This is a genomic window from Sphingomonas sp. AAP5, assembly GCF_004354345.1.
GTDB lineage: Bacteria > Pseudomonadota > Alphaproteobacteria > Sphingomonadales > Sphingomonadaceae > Sphingomonas > Sphingomonas glacialis.
In genome coordinates, this window is sequence record NZ_CP037913.1 from 2314029 (window position 1) to 2328938 (window position 14910).

Here is a 14910-nt window from a genome sequence, read left to right on the forward strand (position 1 = left end):
GCGAGCGCGCGGGAGTCGAGCGCAGGCTTTCCGCACGCTCGGGGCGACCGGACGGGCGCGTTAGCTAACCGGCGCGCCGAAACACCAGCAGCAGATTGTTCGCGGGCATCGCTATCGTCTGCTCGCGCACGAACCCCGCAGCGGCCTCGCGTACCGCATCGACCGAGCGAATCCCCCACCGCGGATCACGCGCGCGGAGCGACTCGTCGAACGCCAGATTGCTCTCCGCCGTCGGCACGTCATACTGGAGAAACGGGCCATACAGGATCAGCGGCGCTCCTGCCGGAAGCAGCCGTGCCGCGCCCGCCATCAGCCCGAGCGTCGCTTCCCACGGGCTGATATGCACCATGTTGATGCACAGCACCGCGTCAGCGCGGTCGACCGGCCACGCAGCGGCGGCCGCATCGATCTCGAGCGGCGGCAGGACGTTCTCGATCCCCTCGCACCACGCCGCGATCGACACGCGCGCAGCGGCATCGGGGTCGCTCGGCTGCCAGTCGAGCGCGGGAAACTCCCCGGCAAAATAGGCTGCATGCTCGCCCGATCCGCTCGCGATCTCGAGCACGCTCCCCGACAACGGCAACACGCCGCGCAGCGTGTCCGCAATCGTCATCCGGTTGCGTAAGGTTGCCGGCGCATGGCGCCGCGCCTCGACGCCCGCCTCGGCCGGGATCCACGGCTCGCTCAAGCGGGGGCGCCTTCGAGCAGGCGTTTGGCGCGCAGGTACATCTCCAGCCGCTGCACCGCGAAGATGCCGAGCGACAGCGCCGCCAGCCCGTCGACCAGCACGCTGACGTCGAAATGGAGCGCGCTGCCCTCGGCCTGCGCGACGGTCTTGACCGCGATCAGCACGACGATGATCGCCAGCGCCCAGATCGAGCCCTTCTGCATCAGCAGCCCGGTTGCTGGATCGAGATGGATCCGCATCGTCTTGCCGCGCTGCCAGCCGATCGCCCCGCCGACCACCAGACCGAGCGCCGAGACGGCCCAACCGAGCGCGCTCGGCGGGAAGCGGACGAACAGATAGGCGACGACCAGCGCATAGACCGCCGGCACGATCCACAATTGCTCGATCTTGAGCGGCCGCACGCGCATCAGGCTCCGTCCGCGGATCGCAAAGACGATGACGAAGACCACGGCCATGATGGCATATTGCTGCCAGCTGGCCTGAACCTGATGCATCTGCATATATTCCCCCCGTTATTCCGCGGCTTGCGCGAGTCCCGGGTCCTTCCATACCAGTATCGGCTTGCGCGCCGCCAGCGTTTCGTCGAGCCGGCTGCGCGGCGCGAAATGCGGCGCGGACTTGAGGCTGACGTCGCCCGCCTTGGCCCGCTCGGCGACCGAGCGGAGCGCCACGATGAACTGGTCGAGCGCGGCCTTCGATTCGGTCTCGGTCGGCTCGATCAGCATCGCGCCGTGGACGACGAGCGGGAAGTACATCGTCATCGGATGGAAGCCCTCGTCGATCAGCCCCTTGGCGACGTCGATCGTCGAGAAGCCGTCGGCAAGGCCATTATCCGAGAACAAGGCCTCGTGCATGCAAGGCCCCGAACCACCGAACGGCGCCTCGAGCGTCGAGTCGAGACTGCGCAGGATATAGTTCGCGTTGAGCACCGCATCTTCCGACACCTGCCGCAGCCCATCGGCGCCGTGGCTGAGAATGTACGTCAGCGCGCGGGTGAACATCCCCATCTGCCCATGGAACGCGACCATCCGGCCGAACGCGCCGGCATGATGCTCGCCCGCGGTTTCCTCCTCGACGAGGTGGAAGCCGTCGTCGGTCTTCTCGACGAACGGCAGCGGCGCGAAGGGGCTGAGCGCCTTCGAGAACACCACCGGCCCCGAGCCTGGCCCGCCGCCGCCATGCGGGGTCGAGAAGGTCTTGTGCAGGTTGATGTGCATCGCATCGATGCCGAGATCGCCCGGCCGCACGCGCCCGACGATCGCGTTGAAGTTCGCGCCGTCGCAATAGACCAGACCGCCCGCCGCATGCACCGCGTCCGAGATCACGCGCATGTCGCGCTCGAACAGGCCACAGGTGTTGGGGTTGGTGATCATCACGCCCGCCACGTCGGGGCCGAGTCGCGCGATCAGCTTCTCGGTATCGACGCGGCCGTCGGCGGTCGCCGGGATGTCCTCGACGCTGTAGCCGGCGAACGCCGCGGTCGCCGGGTTGGTGCCGTGCGCGCTCTCGGGGACGAGGATGATCTTGCGATGCCCCTCCCCGCGCGCTTCGAGCGCGGCGCGGATCGCCAGCACGCCGCACAGCTCGCCATGCGCGCCCGCCTTGGGGCTCATCGCGACCGAGTCCATGCCGGTGAGCGTGACGAGCCAGTGCGCGAGCTGCTGGATCACCTCGAGCGCGCCCTGCACGCTCTGCACCGGCGCGAGCGGGTGGATGTCGGCGAAACCGGGGAGCCGCGCCATCTTCTCGTTGAGGCGCGGATTGTGCTTCATCGTGCACGAGCCGAGCGGGAAGAAGCCGAGGTCGATCCCGTAATTCTGGCGCGACAGGCGCGTGTAGTGGCGGACGGTCTCGGGCTCGGACAAACCAGGAAGGCCGATCGGCGCGGTACGGGCCAGGTCGCCCAGCCGCGAGGTGGCGGCGACGGGTTCGACAAGGTCGACACCGGTAGTCGTCGTATCGCCGATCTCGAAGATCAGCGCTTCCTCCAGCATCAGTGCCTTGTTGCCGGTGGTTGTAGGCGCAGCCTTACCGCCCGAGATCGGCGCTTCGGGGCGCCATCCGCTTGCGTTGATGCTCATGCCAGTACCTCCTGAAGCGCAGCGGCAAGGATTTCGACGTCCTCCGCGGTGGTCGTCTCGGTGACGGCGACGACGAGGCCGTTCGCCAGCGAATCCTCGCCCGGATAGAGCCGCCCGAGCGACACGCCCGCAAGGATCCCGCGATCGGCGAGCGTGCGCACGATCGGGCGTGCTTCCTTGGACAGTTTCAGCGTGAATTCGTTGAAGAAGTGCGTCGTCACGAGCTCGACGCCCGGCACCTGCGACAGCCGCTCGGCCGCCGCCACCGCGCCCGCATGGTTGATCGCCGCGAGCTGGCGCAGGCCAGCCTCGCCGAGCAAGGTCATGTGGATCGAGAACGCCAGCGCGCACAGCCCGCTATTGGTGCAGATGTTCGACGTCGCCTTCTCGCGACGGATGTGCTGCTCGCGAGTCGACAGAGTCAGCACGAAACCGCGGCGCCCGTCGGCATCGAGCGTCTCGCCGCACAGCCGGCCCGGCATCTGGCGAACGTACTTTTCCTTGCAGCCGAACAGGCCAACGTACGGCCCGCCGAACTGCAGCCCGACGCCGAGCGACTGCCCCTCGCCCACGACGATATCGGCATCCATCTCACCCGGCGCCTTGATCGCGCCCAAAGCGACCGGCTCGGTCACGACGGCGATCAGCAGCGCCTTGTTGGCATGGCACGCATCGGCGAGCGGCTTCAGATCGGCGATGCGGCCGAGAATGTCGGGATATTGCACCACGACGCACGACGTGTCGGTGTCGATCGCCGCGATCAGCGCGTCGATATCGGTATCTGCCCCGAGCGTCGGTGCCGAAGTCTCGAGCGCGTCGCCGGTGAACTTGGCCATCGTCTTGGCGACCGAGACGTAATGTGGGTGGAGCCCCGACGAGAGGAGCGCCTTGCCGCGCTTGGTGATGCGCCGCGCCATGCCGATCGCCTCCCAGCAGGCGGTCGAGCCGTCGTACATCGAAGCATTGGCGACATCGGTGCCGAGCAGGCGCGCGACCTGGGTCTGGAACTCGAACAGCATTTGCAGCGTGCCCTGCGCGATCTCGGGCTGGTACGGCGTGTAGGCGGTGAGGAACTCGCCGCGCTGGATCAGGTGATCGACCGAAGCGGGCACATGATGCTTGTACGCGCCGCAGCCGAGGAAGAAGGGCACCTCCCCCGCGGTGAGGTTTTTCCGCGACAGCGCGGTCATGTGGCGTTCGACCGCCATCTCGCTCGCATGCATCGGCAGGCCGGGGATCGGGCCCTCGAGGCGAGCGGCTTCGGGCACGTCGACGAACAGATCGTCGATCGTCGCGACGCCGATCACGCCGAGCATCGCGTCGCGATCGATTTGGGTCAGGGGCAGGTAGCGCATCAGAATTCCCGTCGCCCCGGCGAAGGCCGGGGCCGCTAGGTTTGGATCACGCGCCGGGCAAGACAACCCAGCAGCCCCGGCCTTCGCCGGGGCGACGCATCTTAAAGCTTCTCGACGAACGCCGCGTAGGCGATCTCGTCCATCAAGCCGCTCAGCTCGTCCGGATCGGACAGTGTCAGCTTGAAGAACCAGCCGTCGCTCTCGGGCTCCTCGTTGACGAGGCCCGGCGTCTCGGTGAGCGCAGGATTGCCCTCGATCACCGTGCCCGACACCGGCGAATAGACGTCAGATGCGGCCTTGACCGATTCGACCACGGCGGCTTCGTCGCCCTTGGTCAGTGCCTTGCCCTCTTCGGGAACGTCGACGAACACGATGTCGCCGAGCTGGCTCTGCGCATATTCGGAGATACCGACGGTGCCGACATCGCCATCGACATCGACCCATTCATGGTCTTCGGTGAAATAACGGCTCATTTTGGACCTCCCAGAAACTTTGGTTGCCGGACGTAGCGGTGGGGAACGAAAGGCATTGCGGTGACGGTCGCGGTGTGGACCTTCCCGCGCTGCGACAAAGTAACAATGGTGCCCGGCGTCGCGAGCTCGGTCGGCACATAGGCCATCGCGATCGCCGCCCCGACGCTCGGCGCGAAGCCGCCGCTGGTGACGCGGCCGATGTCGGCGCCGCTGGCATCGACGACGGTCGCGCCCTCGCGCACCGGCTGGCGACCGGCGATCAGCAGGCCGACGCGCTTTGACGCCGCACCGGCGGCGCGCTCGGCGAGGATCGGTTCGGCACCCATGAAATCGCCCGCCTCGCGGCGACGCTTCGACAGCGCGAAGCCGAGATCGGCCTGGACCGGCGTCGTCTCGGGATCGAGATCGTGACCGTAAAGCGGCAGCCCTGCCTCGAGCCGCAGCGAATCACGTGCGCCAAGGCCGATCGGCTTGACCTCGGGCTCGGCGATCAGCGCATCGGCAAGCGCGACGACATGCTCGCCCGGCACCGAAATCTCGAAGCCGTCCTCGCCGGTATAGCCCGAGCGGCTGATCCACAGCGGCACGCCGTTCCAGTCGAACGCGCCGGCGGTCATGAACACCATCGCCTCGACGCCCGGCACCAGCCGCGCGAGCGCATCGGCCGCCTTGGGCCCCTGCAGCGCGAGCAAGGCCTGCTCCTCGAGATGGTTGATCGCGATGCCATCGGGCAGGAATTCGAGCAGATGCGCGATATCGTCGATCTTGGTCGCGCCGTTGACGACCATGTAGAAGGTCGGCGCGTCGGGATCGGTCGGCGACGCGTCGAGCGGCGACCAGCCTGCGGGCTCGGCGGGTTCGGCCGCTTCGTCATCCGCGGCGAACGGGCTCTCGCGTGGCAGATGCGTGACCATCAGATCGTCGAGGATGCCGCCATTCTCGGCGAGCAGCAGCGAGTAGCGCTGCTTGTTCTCGGCAAGCCCGGCAATATCGGCCGGGAGCAGCGATTCGAGCGCGGCGACGACATCGGCGCCACCTTCTGCACGGAAGACGAGTTGGCCCATATGGCTGACGTCGAACAGCCCGGCCGATTCGCGCACCCAGAGATGCTCGGCCATGATGCCTTCATACTGGACGGGCATGTGATAGCCGGCGAATTCGACCATCCGCCCGCCCTGCGCGCGGTGCCATGCGTCGAGCGGCAGCGTCTGTGTCGCGATCTCGTCGGGAATCTCGGTGTCGCTCATGTCGGGCCTTCCGTGCTGGGACTACGGCGCGGCTCGACGCGATTGCGCCGATACCCACACCGCCCCCTCTGTCACGGATACCTGAGAGCTTTGACCTGCGTGTTGCAGGCTTACCCCTTCGGTGGCCCCACCAACGCGGCGGAAGCGCTTTCCAGAGTGTCGTTAGCCCGCGCGGTCCGGTTGCCTGAGAGATTCCGGGGCGGTTGCTCCTTCGGCGGCCCGGCTGATCCTTGCGGACCCCCGGGCACTCTCCCGCGCGTGCCTATCCAGGTTGCCCTGCATCGACCAATTCGGTTTGACGCGCTGCAGCAAGCGAGTCAACGCGCCAGATCACCGCGTCGCGTTATATTTCAGCTGATCGTCGGTCAGCTGGAATCCGACCAGCGCCTCGAAGGTCGCGCGGAGCACCGCCTGGCGGACTTCGGGTCGGCTCAGCGGATCGACCGCAGCATCGTCGCCGCCGGCCTTGCGCTTCTCGGTTAGCTTCTTGCGGACGTCGTCCGGGAGGGTCGCCGCAGCGCGCGATACCGTCGCAGTGCCCGTCCCCTGGACGACGGCGCGCGCCTGGCCAGCGTCGAAGTGCAGCACCGAACGGCCGATGCGCTTGGCGACGACGGCGTTGCCGCCCTGCACCACGGTCACGAAATACGGCAGCGTCACGTCGCGCGCCGCCTCGGTACGGACGCGCCGCCCCTCGACCGAGAAGGTGACGGTGGTCACCACGTCGGCGCCGGTATCGTCGCACGTCGAACGCACATTGGTCAGCACGGCAGTCACGTCGATCGCGCTCGAATCGCGGCTGGTGACGGGGTCGAACAGCGTGATGTCGCCGGTATGCGCTGGGACAGCGACGCTCGGGCACGCGCTGCGGATCGCGGTGATGCCGCCGGTTTCGTCGAAGTCGCCCGTCGTTTTGCACCCCGCGAGCAGCGAAAGCGCCGACAGCAGGAACACTGGAGCGGCGATGGTCGATTTCCGGAGTGTCACGGGGGCACGCACCTTATTCATGCAAAAGGAATCCGCTGGCCGATGAGAATTCTCGGCACAGAGGGCGCTTCACCATAGGAACCGCCTTCCGCCCGCGCAAGCAATCGCGTAGGCTCCATGCCTGATGGTGCCCGCTTCCAAGCCTAGACTCGATTTGATCATCGCCGCCCCGCGAGGCTTTTGTGCCGGGGTCGACCGAGCGATTCAGATCGTCGAGCTGACGATCGAGAAATACGGCGCGCCGGTCTATGTCCGCCACGAAATCGTCCACAACCGCTTCGTCGTCGACATGCTGCGCGGCAAGGGTGCGGTGTTCGTCGAGGAGCTCGACGAAGTGCCCGAGGGCGTACCCGTCGTTTTCTCGGCGCACGGTGTTCCCAAGGCGGTCCCCGACAAGGCGACCGAACGCGGCATGATCTTCCTCGATGCGACGTGCCCACTCGTCTCGCGCGTCCATCGCCAGGCCGAGCGGCTGGTCGAGGCGGGGCGGCACATCGTGTTCATCGGCCATGCCGGGCATCCCGAAGTCATCGGCACCTTCGGCCAAGTGCCCGAAGGATCGATGTCGCTGATCGAGACCGTCGCCGATGCCGAGGCCTATGCCCCCGCCGACCCCGACAGCCTCGCCTTCCTGACGCAGACCACGCTGTCGATGGACGACACCGCCGCAGTGGTCGCGACCTTGCAGCGGCGCTTCCCGTCGATGCTCTCGCCGCGCGGCGAGGACATTTGCTACGCCACGTCGAATCGCCAGACCGCGGTCAAGGCGATCGCGCATGCGTGCGACGCGGTGCTGGTGATCGGCGCGCCCAATTCGTCCAATTCGGTGCGGCTCGTCGAAGTCGCCGAGCGCGAGGGCACGCCCGCGCGGCTGATCGAACGCGCCGCCGACCTCGACTTCGGCTTCCTCGATGGCGTCAAGACTTTGGGCATCACCGCCGGGGCGTCTGCCCCCGAACTGCTGGTGCGCGAACTCGTCGATCTGCTCGGCCAACACTATGCGGTCAGCGAGCAAGAGGTCGAGACCAAGCGCGAGACGATCATCTTCAAGCTGCCGCGCGAACTCGACGCCGCCGCCGCTGCCTGACCGATGGCTGTCTACACCCCCGTCTCGGCCGAACTGCTGGCCGCCTTCCTCGCGCGCTATGACGTCGGCGAGCTGGTCTCCTCCAAGGGCATCGCCGAGGGGGTCGAGAACACCAACTATCTCGTCGACACGACGACCGACCGCTTCATCCTGACGCTCTACGAAAAGCGCGTCGAAGGCGGCGACCTGCCCTATTTCATGGATTTGCTCGATCATCTCGCGGCGCGCGGCAATCCGGTACCACCTGCGATCAAGGACCGCGACGGCATTTCGATCCAGATGCTCGAGGGGCGCCCTGCCTGCCTGATCCAGTTCCTGCCGGGCGTATCGGTGACGCACCCGACCCCGGCGCAGGCGTTCGCTGCCGGGCAAGCGATGGGCCGGATGCACGCCGCGCTCGCCGATTTCACGCGCGAGCGCCCCAATTCGATGGGCGTCGCAACGTGGCAGCCGCTGCTCGAGCGCTGCGGCGCGGATCTCGATTCGATCGCGCCGGGGCTCCACGCCGAGGCAAGTACGATGCTCGACACCGTCCTGCGCGACTGGCCGAGCGACTTGCCGACCGCGACGATCCACGCCGACCTGTTCCCCGACAACGTGCTGATGCGCGGCGATCAGGTCAGCGGGCTGATCGATTTCTATTTCGCGTGCACCGATATCCGTGCGTTCGACGTCGCGATCCTGCACAGCGCCTGGTCGTTCGATGCCGAGGGCCGCTCGGTCGACAGCGCGGTCGGCGCGGCGCTGATCGACGGCTATGATTCGAGCTTTGGCCTGTCGGATGCCGAACGCGGCCAGCTCGGCACGCTCGCCAAGGGCGCGTGCCTGCGCTTCTTCCTGTCGCGCGCGTGGGATTGGCTCAACACCCCGGCCGATGCGCTGGTGACACGCAAGGATCCGCTGGCCTATCTGCGGCGCTTCCAAACCTATGCCACGGACGACCTCTTCCCATGACCGATACTGCCGCCGAAATGACTCGCGTCGAAATCGCCACCGATGGCGCGTGCAAGGGCAATCCCGGCCCCGGCGGCTGGGGTGCGCTGATTCGTTCGGGCGCGACCGAAAAGGAACTGTCGGGCGGTGAAAATCCCAGCACCAACAACCGCATGGAGCTGATGGCGGCGATCGAGGGGCTCAACGCGCTCAAGCGCCCCTGCCGCGTAACGCTGTCGACCGACAGCCGCTACGTGATGGATGGGCTGACCAAGTGGATCAAGGGCTGGCAGAAGAACGGCTGGAAGACCGCCGCGAAGCAGCCCGTCAAGAATGCCGAACTGTGGCAGGCGCTGCTCGACGCCGCCAAGCCGCACCGGATCGACTGGGTGTGGGTCAAGGGCCATGCCGGCCACCCCGACAATGAGCGCGCCGATCGGCTGGCAAGCGATGCCGCGGTGCTCGCCGGGCGGCGCGGATAAGGCCTCGGCCTCAGGCCTCTTCGACCGGCGCATCCGGGCCGTTCTTGAGCACCGACTCGATCGCGTTCTTAGCGCCGGCCTTGCTCGAATAGCCTTCGGTCCACCAGATCAGCTCGGCATTGTATTTGAACTTTGCGACGTACTCGCCGGCTTTGTTCTGCTCGATCACGAACTTATGCGCCATCATCGCTCTCCCGGATGAGCCGCAGGCATAGCGCGAATTCGGTCGTTACGCTACCGCGACGAACCGACCCGGAGCATATCGCGCGGGATCGATTCCCGCGACGCTTGGATCAGGCTCCCTGCCGAGCAGCAGCGCAGCGGCCAGGGCGGCGGCGGCCGGCGCGGTCTGGATGCCGAATCCCCCCTGCCCGGCAAACCAGAAAAAGCCCGGCGACTCGGCCGCGAAGCCATAAACGGGCAAGCGATCGGGCGCGAAACTGCGCAATCCCGCCCAGCGCCGCTCGACGCGCGTGATCGTCCAGTCGACGACATGCTCGAACCGGTCGATCGCGATCGCGACGTCGAGTTCCTCGGGCTGGGCATCGCCGGGGAGCGCTTCGGTCTCGTCATGCGGACTCAGCCACAATCGCCCGCCTGCTTCGGGCTTGAAGTAGAAGCTTCCCGAAATATCGGCGATGTGCGGCAACGTATCGGGTGCGGCCGGGTCGGTCGCGAGTTGCACGACGGTACGGCGGTACGCGGTGATCCCGATCGGCGCGACTCCGACGGTTCGCGCGACCTGATCGGCCCAGGCGCCCGCGGCGTTGACGAGGATCGGCGCGCTCACCGGCCCGCCCCCGGTCTGCACTTCCCAGCAATCGTTGCGCCGCTCGGCGCTTTGCAGCGGTGCCGAGACCAGCAGCGTCGCGCCCGCGCGCTTGGCCTGGGCGAGGTAATGGGCGTGCAGCGCGGCGACGTCGATGTACGTGCTGCTCGCCTCGAGCACGCCGAGCGTCCATTCGGGACGCAGGCCCGGAACGAGCGCGTGCGGGTCGACTCGGTCGAGCGCGACGCCGCTCCCGGCGAATTCGGCAAGGAACGCGTCGATCGCGGGCGCATCCTCGGCGCGGCCGATATGGAGCGACCCGAGATCCTGCAGGAACCCGCCTGCCCGCAGCGCAGGCCCCGACGCCGTGGTCAGCGGCTGGATTCCCGGGCCGCCATAGGTTTCCGACCAGAACGCCGCCGACCGCCCCGTCGCGTGATAGCCCGCCACGTCCTCGGCCTCGAGCAGCACCACCGACACGAACGGCGCGATCGCCGCGGCAAGGCTCGCGCCCGCGATTCCCGCACCGACGATTGCGACATCGTAGTGCTTCATGCGCGTGGTCCGGGTGCCCGCGCCGCCAGAAAGCCGTCGATCGCGCCCAGCGCGCGATTGCGCACCGCATCGACCTCGCGGAGAATTTCGTGCGCCGATTCCACGCCGAAGCGCGCGACCTGCGCATCGGGCAGCTTTGCCGCGACGCCGTAAGCGGCCTTGGGCGCGACGAGCTGGTCGTTCTCGGGCACGACGAACAGCAGCGGCACGGAGAGCGTTTTCAACCGCGAATCGGCGCGCAACCGTCGAGTCGAGCGGAATGCCTCGATCACCCAGCGCCAACTCGGCGGGCCAAGCAGCAAATCTGGCTTGCTCGCCTGCCAGAAGAGCTCGTCTTCGTAGCGATCCTGATCATGCGTGAGCAGCGCCTGGCGGGTTTCGGTCGTCGCGGGCTTCTCATTGCCGCGCCACGCCGGCCGCGCCGCGTCGCCGATCCCGCCGAGCAGGACCGCGAGGCGCTCGCCGAGCGTCGCACCGAGCGGGCTGTGTAGCCCCAGCATCGGCGCGACCAGCACCGCCGCATCGGGCTCCGCCGCACCCTCGACCAGCGCGCGCAGCAACAGATGCCCGCCCATCGAATGTCCGATCGCGACATGCGGCCCGCCAGTGCCAGCAGCACGCTCGGCCCGCCATTCCGCCCAGAACGCGCGGAAATCGTCGATATAGAGCTGGAAATCGTCGACGTGCCCGACATGCGGATTGGGCGAGACCCGGCCCGAGCCACCCTGCCCGCGCCAGTCGAACGAGGTGATCGACCAGCCTTGCGCCTGCCAATGCGCGAACGCCTCGAGATATTTCTCGAAGATATCGCCGCGCCCGCCCTGGAACAGCATCCGCCCGCGCGCGGGCCCGCTCGCGGGCCAGTCGAACCGGCGCAGCGCCCAGCCATCGGGCGCGGTCCAGCGCGTGATCCGCGCCGCGGCGGGAATCGCGCGTCGATACAGCTGGGGGGAAACCATGGATCATGGTTACGGTTTCGAAAGGCCTGTCGTCTAGGCCTTTCCCGCATGCGTGGGGATACTCTTTCGATCGTGTTGCTGGCGACATTGGCGCTGATCCTGGTTTCGGCCGGGATCCAGGACGCGCGCACGCGCGAAATCGCCAATTGGAAAAACGCCGCGATCGCACTGCTCGCGCCCTTCTATTGGTGGGCGTGCGGGCTCGCCGTCTGGCCCGACATGGCCGCGCAGTTCGGGCTCGCGCTGATCGTATTCGCGCTGTTCATCGCCACATTCCAGTTGGGCTGGATGGGCGGCGGCGACGTCAAGATGATCGGCGCGCTCGCTTTGTGGCTGCCGCTGGTGCCGCTGGTGTGGATGCTGATCGTGATGTCGCTGGTCGGCGGCGCGCTGACCGCGGTGGTGATGATCGAGCATCGTCTCCGCCGTCGGACCACCCCGATCGAGATCCCCTATGGCGTCGCGATCGCAATCGCCGCCTTGTTCGCGCTTCGTGAACCGCTTTTTAACCACTTTGGTGTGAATGCTTAACGCGGGCTCAACCGCCCACGTTCGAAAGGTTCGAAATGGATAGTCGCAAGGTCCTATTGCTGGTGGGAGCGCTGATCGTCGCTGCGATCACCGCGTTCATGGCGCGATCGCTGATCGTCGGCAGTTCGGCGCCGCAAGCCAATGCCGTGGTCGCCGCTCCGGTGGTCGACGGGCCCGAAGTGCTCGTCGCGACCAAGGCGCTGCCGGTCGGCACGATCCTCGATGCCACTGCGCTGAAGTATCAGCCTTGGCCAAAGGAGCTCGTCGAGAATGCCTACTTCATCAAGAAGGGCGGCTTCGACCAGCGTACGCTGCTTGGCACCGTGGTGCGCAACGCGATCACCGCTGGGCAGCCGCTGACGCAAGGCGCGCTGGTCAAGCCGGGCGATCGCGGATTTCTCGCTGCAGCGCTCGGGCCTGGCATGCGCGCCGTCACCGTACCCGTGCAGACTCAGACGAGCGTCGCGGGCTTCGTGTTTCCAGGCGACCGAATCGATCTGATCCTGACGCAGGCCGTGGTGGGCGGCGGTGATGGTCCCCCGCTCAAGGCGGCCGAGACGATCATGCGCAACTTGCGCGTGCTCGCCACCGATCAGCGCACCGACAATGGCGTCGGCGAAGACGGCAAGTCGGTCGTCCGCACCTTCTCGAACGTGACGATCGAGGCAACGCCCAAGATCGCAGAACAGATTGCCGTCGCGCAGACGCTCGGCTCGCTGTCGCTGTCGCTGCGCTCGATCGCCGACAATAACAGCGATCTCGAACAGGCGATCGCCAGCGGCAACGTCACCATGCCCGAAGACCCCAAGGCCGAAAAGGCGATGCTCACGCGCATCGCGGCCTCGCCCTCGGCGGGTGGCGGCACGATGGCGACGGGTGCCGATGTCTCGCGCTTCCAGCGCAGCTCGGTGCCGGGCAAGGTCGCCCAGGCCGGCCCGCAGGGTGCGCCTGGCATGGTCGCTCCAGGCGGCGGTTTTCCCGGGGGGGGTGCGGTACGCGCCGGGCCGATGGTCCATATCGTTCGCGGCAATGCGGTGACCGATGTCGCCGTTGAGGGGAAGAAGTGATGCGCAACCTCGGCTTCCTGCACCGCGCCGTTTCGGCGACGGTCCTGACAGCGCTGGTCGCCAGCGCACCCGCTCCGCTCCTCGCCGCAGGCGGCAAGCCACCGCGGCGAGGCTCGCCCGCCCGCCCGGCCAGCCACGCCGTGACGCATATCGGATCGGCCCCCACGGGCACCGTCCGCCCGACCAACGAGGTCACGCTGTCGACCGGCCAGGGCGAGTTGATCAATCTGCCCGCCAGCGTCAGCGACGTGTGGATCTCGAACCCGGGTGTCGCCGACGTCTATGTCAGCAACCCGCACCAGATCCATCTGTTCGGCAAGGATTTCGGCGAGTCGACGATCTTCGCGACGAGCGCGAGCGGTGCTGTGATCTACGCCGCCAACATCCGCGTTAGCCAGAACCTGACCTCGATCGACCGCATGGTGAAGCTCGCCATGCCCGACAGCGACATCCGCGTCACCACGGTCGGCCAGATCGCGGTGCTGACCGGGACGGTCGCCTCGCCCGAGGACAGCGCCCAGGCACAGCGGCTGGTGAGCGGACTGCTCAACCCCGGCGTCGTGCCAGGGGCCGAGACCGGGCTCAAGATCGGCGTGATCAACCGGCTGCGCGCGGCGACTCCGCTGCAAGTCAATCTGCAAGTGCGGATCGCCGAAGTCAGCCGCAGCTTCGTCAAGAATATCGGCGTCAATCTCGCCAACCGCCAAATCGGCAGCGGCGCGATCTTCAACCTCAATCAAGGCCGCGCCGCATCCATCACGACCGTCCCTGGCGTGCCCGGCGATCCGACGCTGATCGCGAGCGGCCTGAAGCCCGGCCAGACGCAATTCGCCTTCCCGGCCGCGACCGGCATGGGCACTGCGCTCGGGATTGCGGGCCGCGCGTTCGGCATGGATCTGCTCGCTTCGCTCGATCTGGGCGAACGCGACGGGCAAGTCTCGACGCTCGCCAATCCGAACATCACCGTGATCTCGGGCGAGACCGGCTCGTTCCTGGCCGGCGGCGAATTCCCGATCCCGATCTCGCAGGGGCTCGGCGCGGTGTCGGTCGACTACAAGCAATATGGCGTTAGCCTGTCCTACACGCCGACGGTGCTCTCCGACGGGCGCATCTCGCTCCACGTTCGCCCCGAAGTGTCGCAGCTGTCGTCGCAAGGCGCGGTCACGCTGTCGGGCGTCAGCATTCCCGCGCTGACGACGCGCCGCGCCGAAACGACGGTCGAGCTCGGCTCGGGCCAGAGCATGATGATCGCCGGGCTGTTGTCGAACAACCACAACAACTCGATCGACAAGGCACCGGCGCTCGGCGACATGCCCGTGGTCGGCGCGCTGTTCCGCTCGAACGCGTTCCAGCGCAACGAGACCGAACTGGTGATCGTGATCACGCCGTATCTGGTCAAGCCGGTCAACGCCGCCGACATCGTCCTGCCGACCGATGGCTATAAGGCGCCGACCGATCTCGGCCGCGTGTTCATGGGGCAATTGGGCGGCGGCACCACCGGCGGCGATCGTCCCAAGCCGACAATGGCCCCGCGCGACCCGCTGCAGCCCGCCTTCCAAGCCGCGCTGCAAGTGCCGCAGCGCGCGCCTTCGGCACCGGGTGATCGCGACAGCGCACCGCTGCCCGCTCTTCCCGCACCCGCGGGCAAGCCCAAAAGGGGCGCCAATGTCGCGCCCGGTTTCAGCAACTAAGGCCG

16 protein-coding genes and 1 riboswitch are annotated in these 14910 nt (G+C 67.3%); of the genes, 6 read left to right on the top strand and 10 right to left on the bottom strand.

From position 1 onward, the window contains the following. Positions 1–64: 64 nt before the first annotated feature. The 7 genes from E2E30_RS10720 to E2E30_RS10750 all read right to left on the bottom strand — a co-directional run bounded on the left by E2E30_RS10720 (position 65) and on the right by E2E30_RS10750 (position 6852). Positions 65–688 carry a DUF938 domain-containing protein gene (locus E2E30_RS10720; protein ID WP_133189649.1) on the bottom strand — a complete coding sequence of 208 codons (624 nt, stop codon included), beginning with the start codon at positions 686–688 and terminating at the stop codon, positions 65–67. Next, positions 685–1188, bottom strand: a complete 504-nt coding sequence (locus E2E30_RS10725; protein ID WP_133189651.1) for a DUF1453 family protein — start codon at positions 1186–1188, stop codon at positions 685–687. Before E2E30_RS10725 ends, E2E30_RS10720 begins: the two co-directional genes overlap by 4 nt. Positions 1189–1200: 12 nt before the next feature. Further along, the gene (gcvPB, locus tag E2E30_RS10730) at positions 1201–2769 is read right to left on the bottom strand and encodes an aminomethyl-transferring glycine dehydrogenase subunit GcvPB (RefSeq protein ID WP_133189653.1); all 1569 of its coding nucleotides are present in this window, start codon (positions 2767–2769) and stop codon (positions 1201–1203) included. Continuing rightward, positions 2766–4124, bottom strand: a complete 1359-nt coding sequence (gene gcvPA, locus E2E30_RS10735; protein WP_133189655.1) for an aminomethyl-transferring glycine dehydrogenase subunit GcvPA — start codon at positions 4122–4124, stop codon at positions 2766–2768. Before gcvPA ends, gcvPB begins: the two co-directional genes overlap by 4 nt. 101 nt (positions 4125–4225) lie before the next feature. After that, complete coding sequence (gene gcvH, locus E2E30_RS10740; RefSeq protein ID WP_133189657.1) at positions 4226–4597, bottom strand: glycine cleavage system protein GcvH; 372 nt, start codon at positions 4595–4597, stop codon at positions 4226–4228. Then, positions 4594–5844, bottom strand: a complete 1251-nt coding sequence (gene gcvT / locus E2E30_RS10745; protein WP_133189659.1) for a glycine cleavage system aminomethyltransferase GcvT — start codon at positions 5842–5844, stop codon at positions 4594–4596. The genes gcvH and gcvT overlap by 4 nt, the downstream gene beginning before the upstream one ends. 162 nt (positions 5845–6006) lie before the next feature. Beyond that, positions 6007–6109, bottom strand: a riboswitch (glycine riboswitch). 65 nt (positions 6110–6174) lie between these two features. After that, the gene (locus E2E30_RS10750) at positions 6175–6852 is read right to left on the bottom strand and encodes a hypothetical protein (protein WP_229839234.1); all 678 of its coding nucleotides are present in this window, start codon (positions 6850–6852) and stop codon (positions 6175–6177) included. A 103-nt stretch (positions 6853–6955) separates the two neighbouring features. Here E2E30_RS10750 and ispH point away from each other — a divergent pair, with 103 nt between their 5' ends. The 3 genes from ispH to rnhA are packed head-to-tail and all read left to right on the top strand — an operon-like array spanning position 6956 to position 9333. Further along, positions 6956–7918 carry a 4-hydroxy-3-methylbut-2-enyl diphosphate reductase gene (gene ispH, locus E2E30_RS10755; protein WP_133189661.1) on the top strand — a complete coding sequence of 321 codons (963 nt, stop codon included), beginning with the start codon at positions 6956–6958 and terminating at the stop codon, positions 7916–7918. 3 nt (positions 7919–7921) lie between these two features. After that, positions 7922–8872 carry a homoserine kinase gene (gene thrB / locus E2E30_RS10760; RefSeq protein ID WP_133189663.1) on the top strand — a complete coding sequence of 317 codons (951 nt, stop codon included), beginning with the start codon at positions 7922–7924 and terminating at the stop codon, positions 8870–8872. Next, a complete protein-coding gene (gene rnhA, locus E2E30_RS10765; protein ID WP_133189665.1) occupies positions 8869–9333 on the top strand; it encodes a ribonuclease HI in 465 nt (154 codons plus the stop codon). Before thrB ends, rnhA begins: the two co-directional genes overlap by 4 nt. A gap of 10 nt (positions 9334–9343) precedes the next feature. Here the strand turns inward: rnhA and E2E30_RS10770 are convergent, their stop codons facing one another. The 3 genes from E2E30_RS10770 to E2E30_RS10780 are packed head-to-tail and all read right to left on the bottom strand — an operon-like array spanning position 9344 to position 11616. Continuing rightward, entirely contained in the window at positions 9344–9517 is a 174-nt protein-coding gene (locus E2E30_RS10770) for a YegP family protein (RefSeq protein WP_133189667.1), read from the bottom strand. A 45-nt stretch (positions 9518–9562) separates the two neighbouring features. Continuing rightward, entirely contained in the window at positions 9563–10657 is a 1095-nt protein-coding gene (locus E2E30_RS10775) for an NAD(P)/FAD-dependent oxidoreductase (RefSeq protein ID WP_133189669.1), read from the bottom strand. Continuing rightward, positions 10654–11616 (bottom strand): alpha/beta fold hydrolase, encoded by a 963-nt coding sequence (locus E2E30_RS10780; RefSeq protein WP_133189671.1) that lies wholly within the window; start codon positions 11614–11616, stop codon positions 10654–10656. The genes E2E30_RS10775 and E2E30_RS10780 overlap by 4 nt, the downstream gene beginning before the upstream one ends. 48 nt (positions 11617–11664) lie before the next feature. On the opposite strand from E2E30_RS10780, the gene E2E30_RS10785 reads away from it, so the two are divergent. The 3 genes from E2E30_RS10785 to E2E30_RS10795 are packed head-to-tail and all read left to right on the top strand — an operon-like array spanning position 11665 to position 14905. Beyond that, on the top strand, positions 11665–12147 hold the full coding sequence (locus E2E30_RS10785) for an A24 family peptidase (RefSeq protein ID WP_133189673.1): 483 nt from the start codon (positions 11665–11667) through the stop codon (positions 12145–12147). Positions 12148–12182: 35 nt separating this feature from the next. Then, positions 12183–13214, top strand: a complete 1032-nt coding sequence (gene cpaB / locus E2E30_RS10790) for a Flp pilus assembly protein CpaB (RefSeq protein WP_133189675.1) — start codon at positions 12183–12185, stop codon at positions 13212–13214. Beyond that, positions 13214–14905 (top strand): type II and III secretion system protein family protein, encoded by a 1692-nt coding sequence (locus E2E30_RS10795; protein ID WP_133192042.1) that lies wholly within the window; start codon positions 13214–13216, stop codon positions 14903–14905. The genes cpaB and E2E30_RS10795 overlap by 1 nt, the downstream gene beginning before the upstream one ends. Positions 14906–14910: the final 5 nt, after the last annotated feature.

Coding starts and splice junctions, on each gene's coding strand:
- E2E30_RS10725 (WP_133189651.1), bottom strand. CDS start 1,188: ATGCAGATGCATCAGGTTCAGGCCAGCTGGCAGCAATATGCCATCATG.
- gcvPB (WP_133189653.1), bottom strand. CDS start 2,769: ATGAGCATCAACGCAAGCGGATGGCGCCCCGAAGCGCCGATCTCGGGC.
- gcvPA (WP_133189655.1), bottom strand. CDS start 4,124: ATGCGCTACCTGCCCCTGACCCAAATCGATCGCGACGCGATGCTCGGC.
- gcvH (WP_133189657.1), bottom strand. CDS start 4,597: ATGAGCCGTTATTTCACCGAAGACCATGAATGGGTCGATGTCGATGGC.
- gcvT (WP_133189659.1), bottom strand. CDS start 5,844: ATGAGCGACACCGAGATTCCCGACGAGATCGCGACACAGACGCTGCCG.
- E2E30_RS10750 (WP_229839234.1), bottom strand. CDS start 6,852: ATGAATAAGGTGCGTGCCCCCGTGACACTCCGGAAATCGACCATCGCC.
- ispH (WP_133189661.1), top strand. CDS start 6,956: ATGGTGCCCGCTTCCAAGCCTAGACTCGATTTGATCATCGCCGCCCCG.
- thrB (WP_133189663.1), top strand. CDS start 7,922: ATGGCTGTCTACACCCCCGTCTCGGCCGAACTGCTGGCCGCCTTCCTC.
- rnhA (WP_133189665.1), top strand. CDS start 8,869: ATGACCGATACTGCCGCCGAAATGACTCGCGTCGAAATCGCCACCGAT.
- E2E30_RS10770 (WP_133189667.1), bottom strand. CDS start 9,517: ATGGCGCATAAGTTCGTGATCGAGCAGAACAAAGCCGGCGAGTACGTC.
- E2E30_RS10775 (WP_133189669.1), bottom strand. CDS start 10,657: ATGAAGCACTACGATGTCGCAATCGTCGGTGCGGGAATCGCGGGCGCG.
- E2E30_RS10780 (WP_133189671.1), bottom strand. CDS start 11,616: ATGGTTTCCCCCCAGCTGTATCGACGCGCGATTCCCGCCGCGGCGCGG.
- E2E30_RS10785 (WP_133189673.1), top strand. CDS start 11,665: ATGCGTGGGGATACTCTTTCGATCGTGTTGCTGGCGACATTGGCGCTG.
- cpaB (WP_133189675.1), top strand. CDS start 12,183: ATGGATAGTCGCAAGGTCCTATTGCTGGTGGGAGCGCTGATCGTCGCT.
- E2E30_RS10795 (WP_133192042.1), top strand. CDS start 13,214: ATGCGCAACCTCGGCTTCCTGCACCGCGCCGTTTCGGCGACGGTCCTG.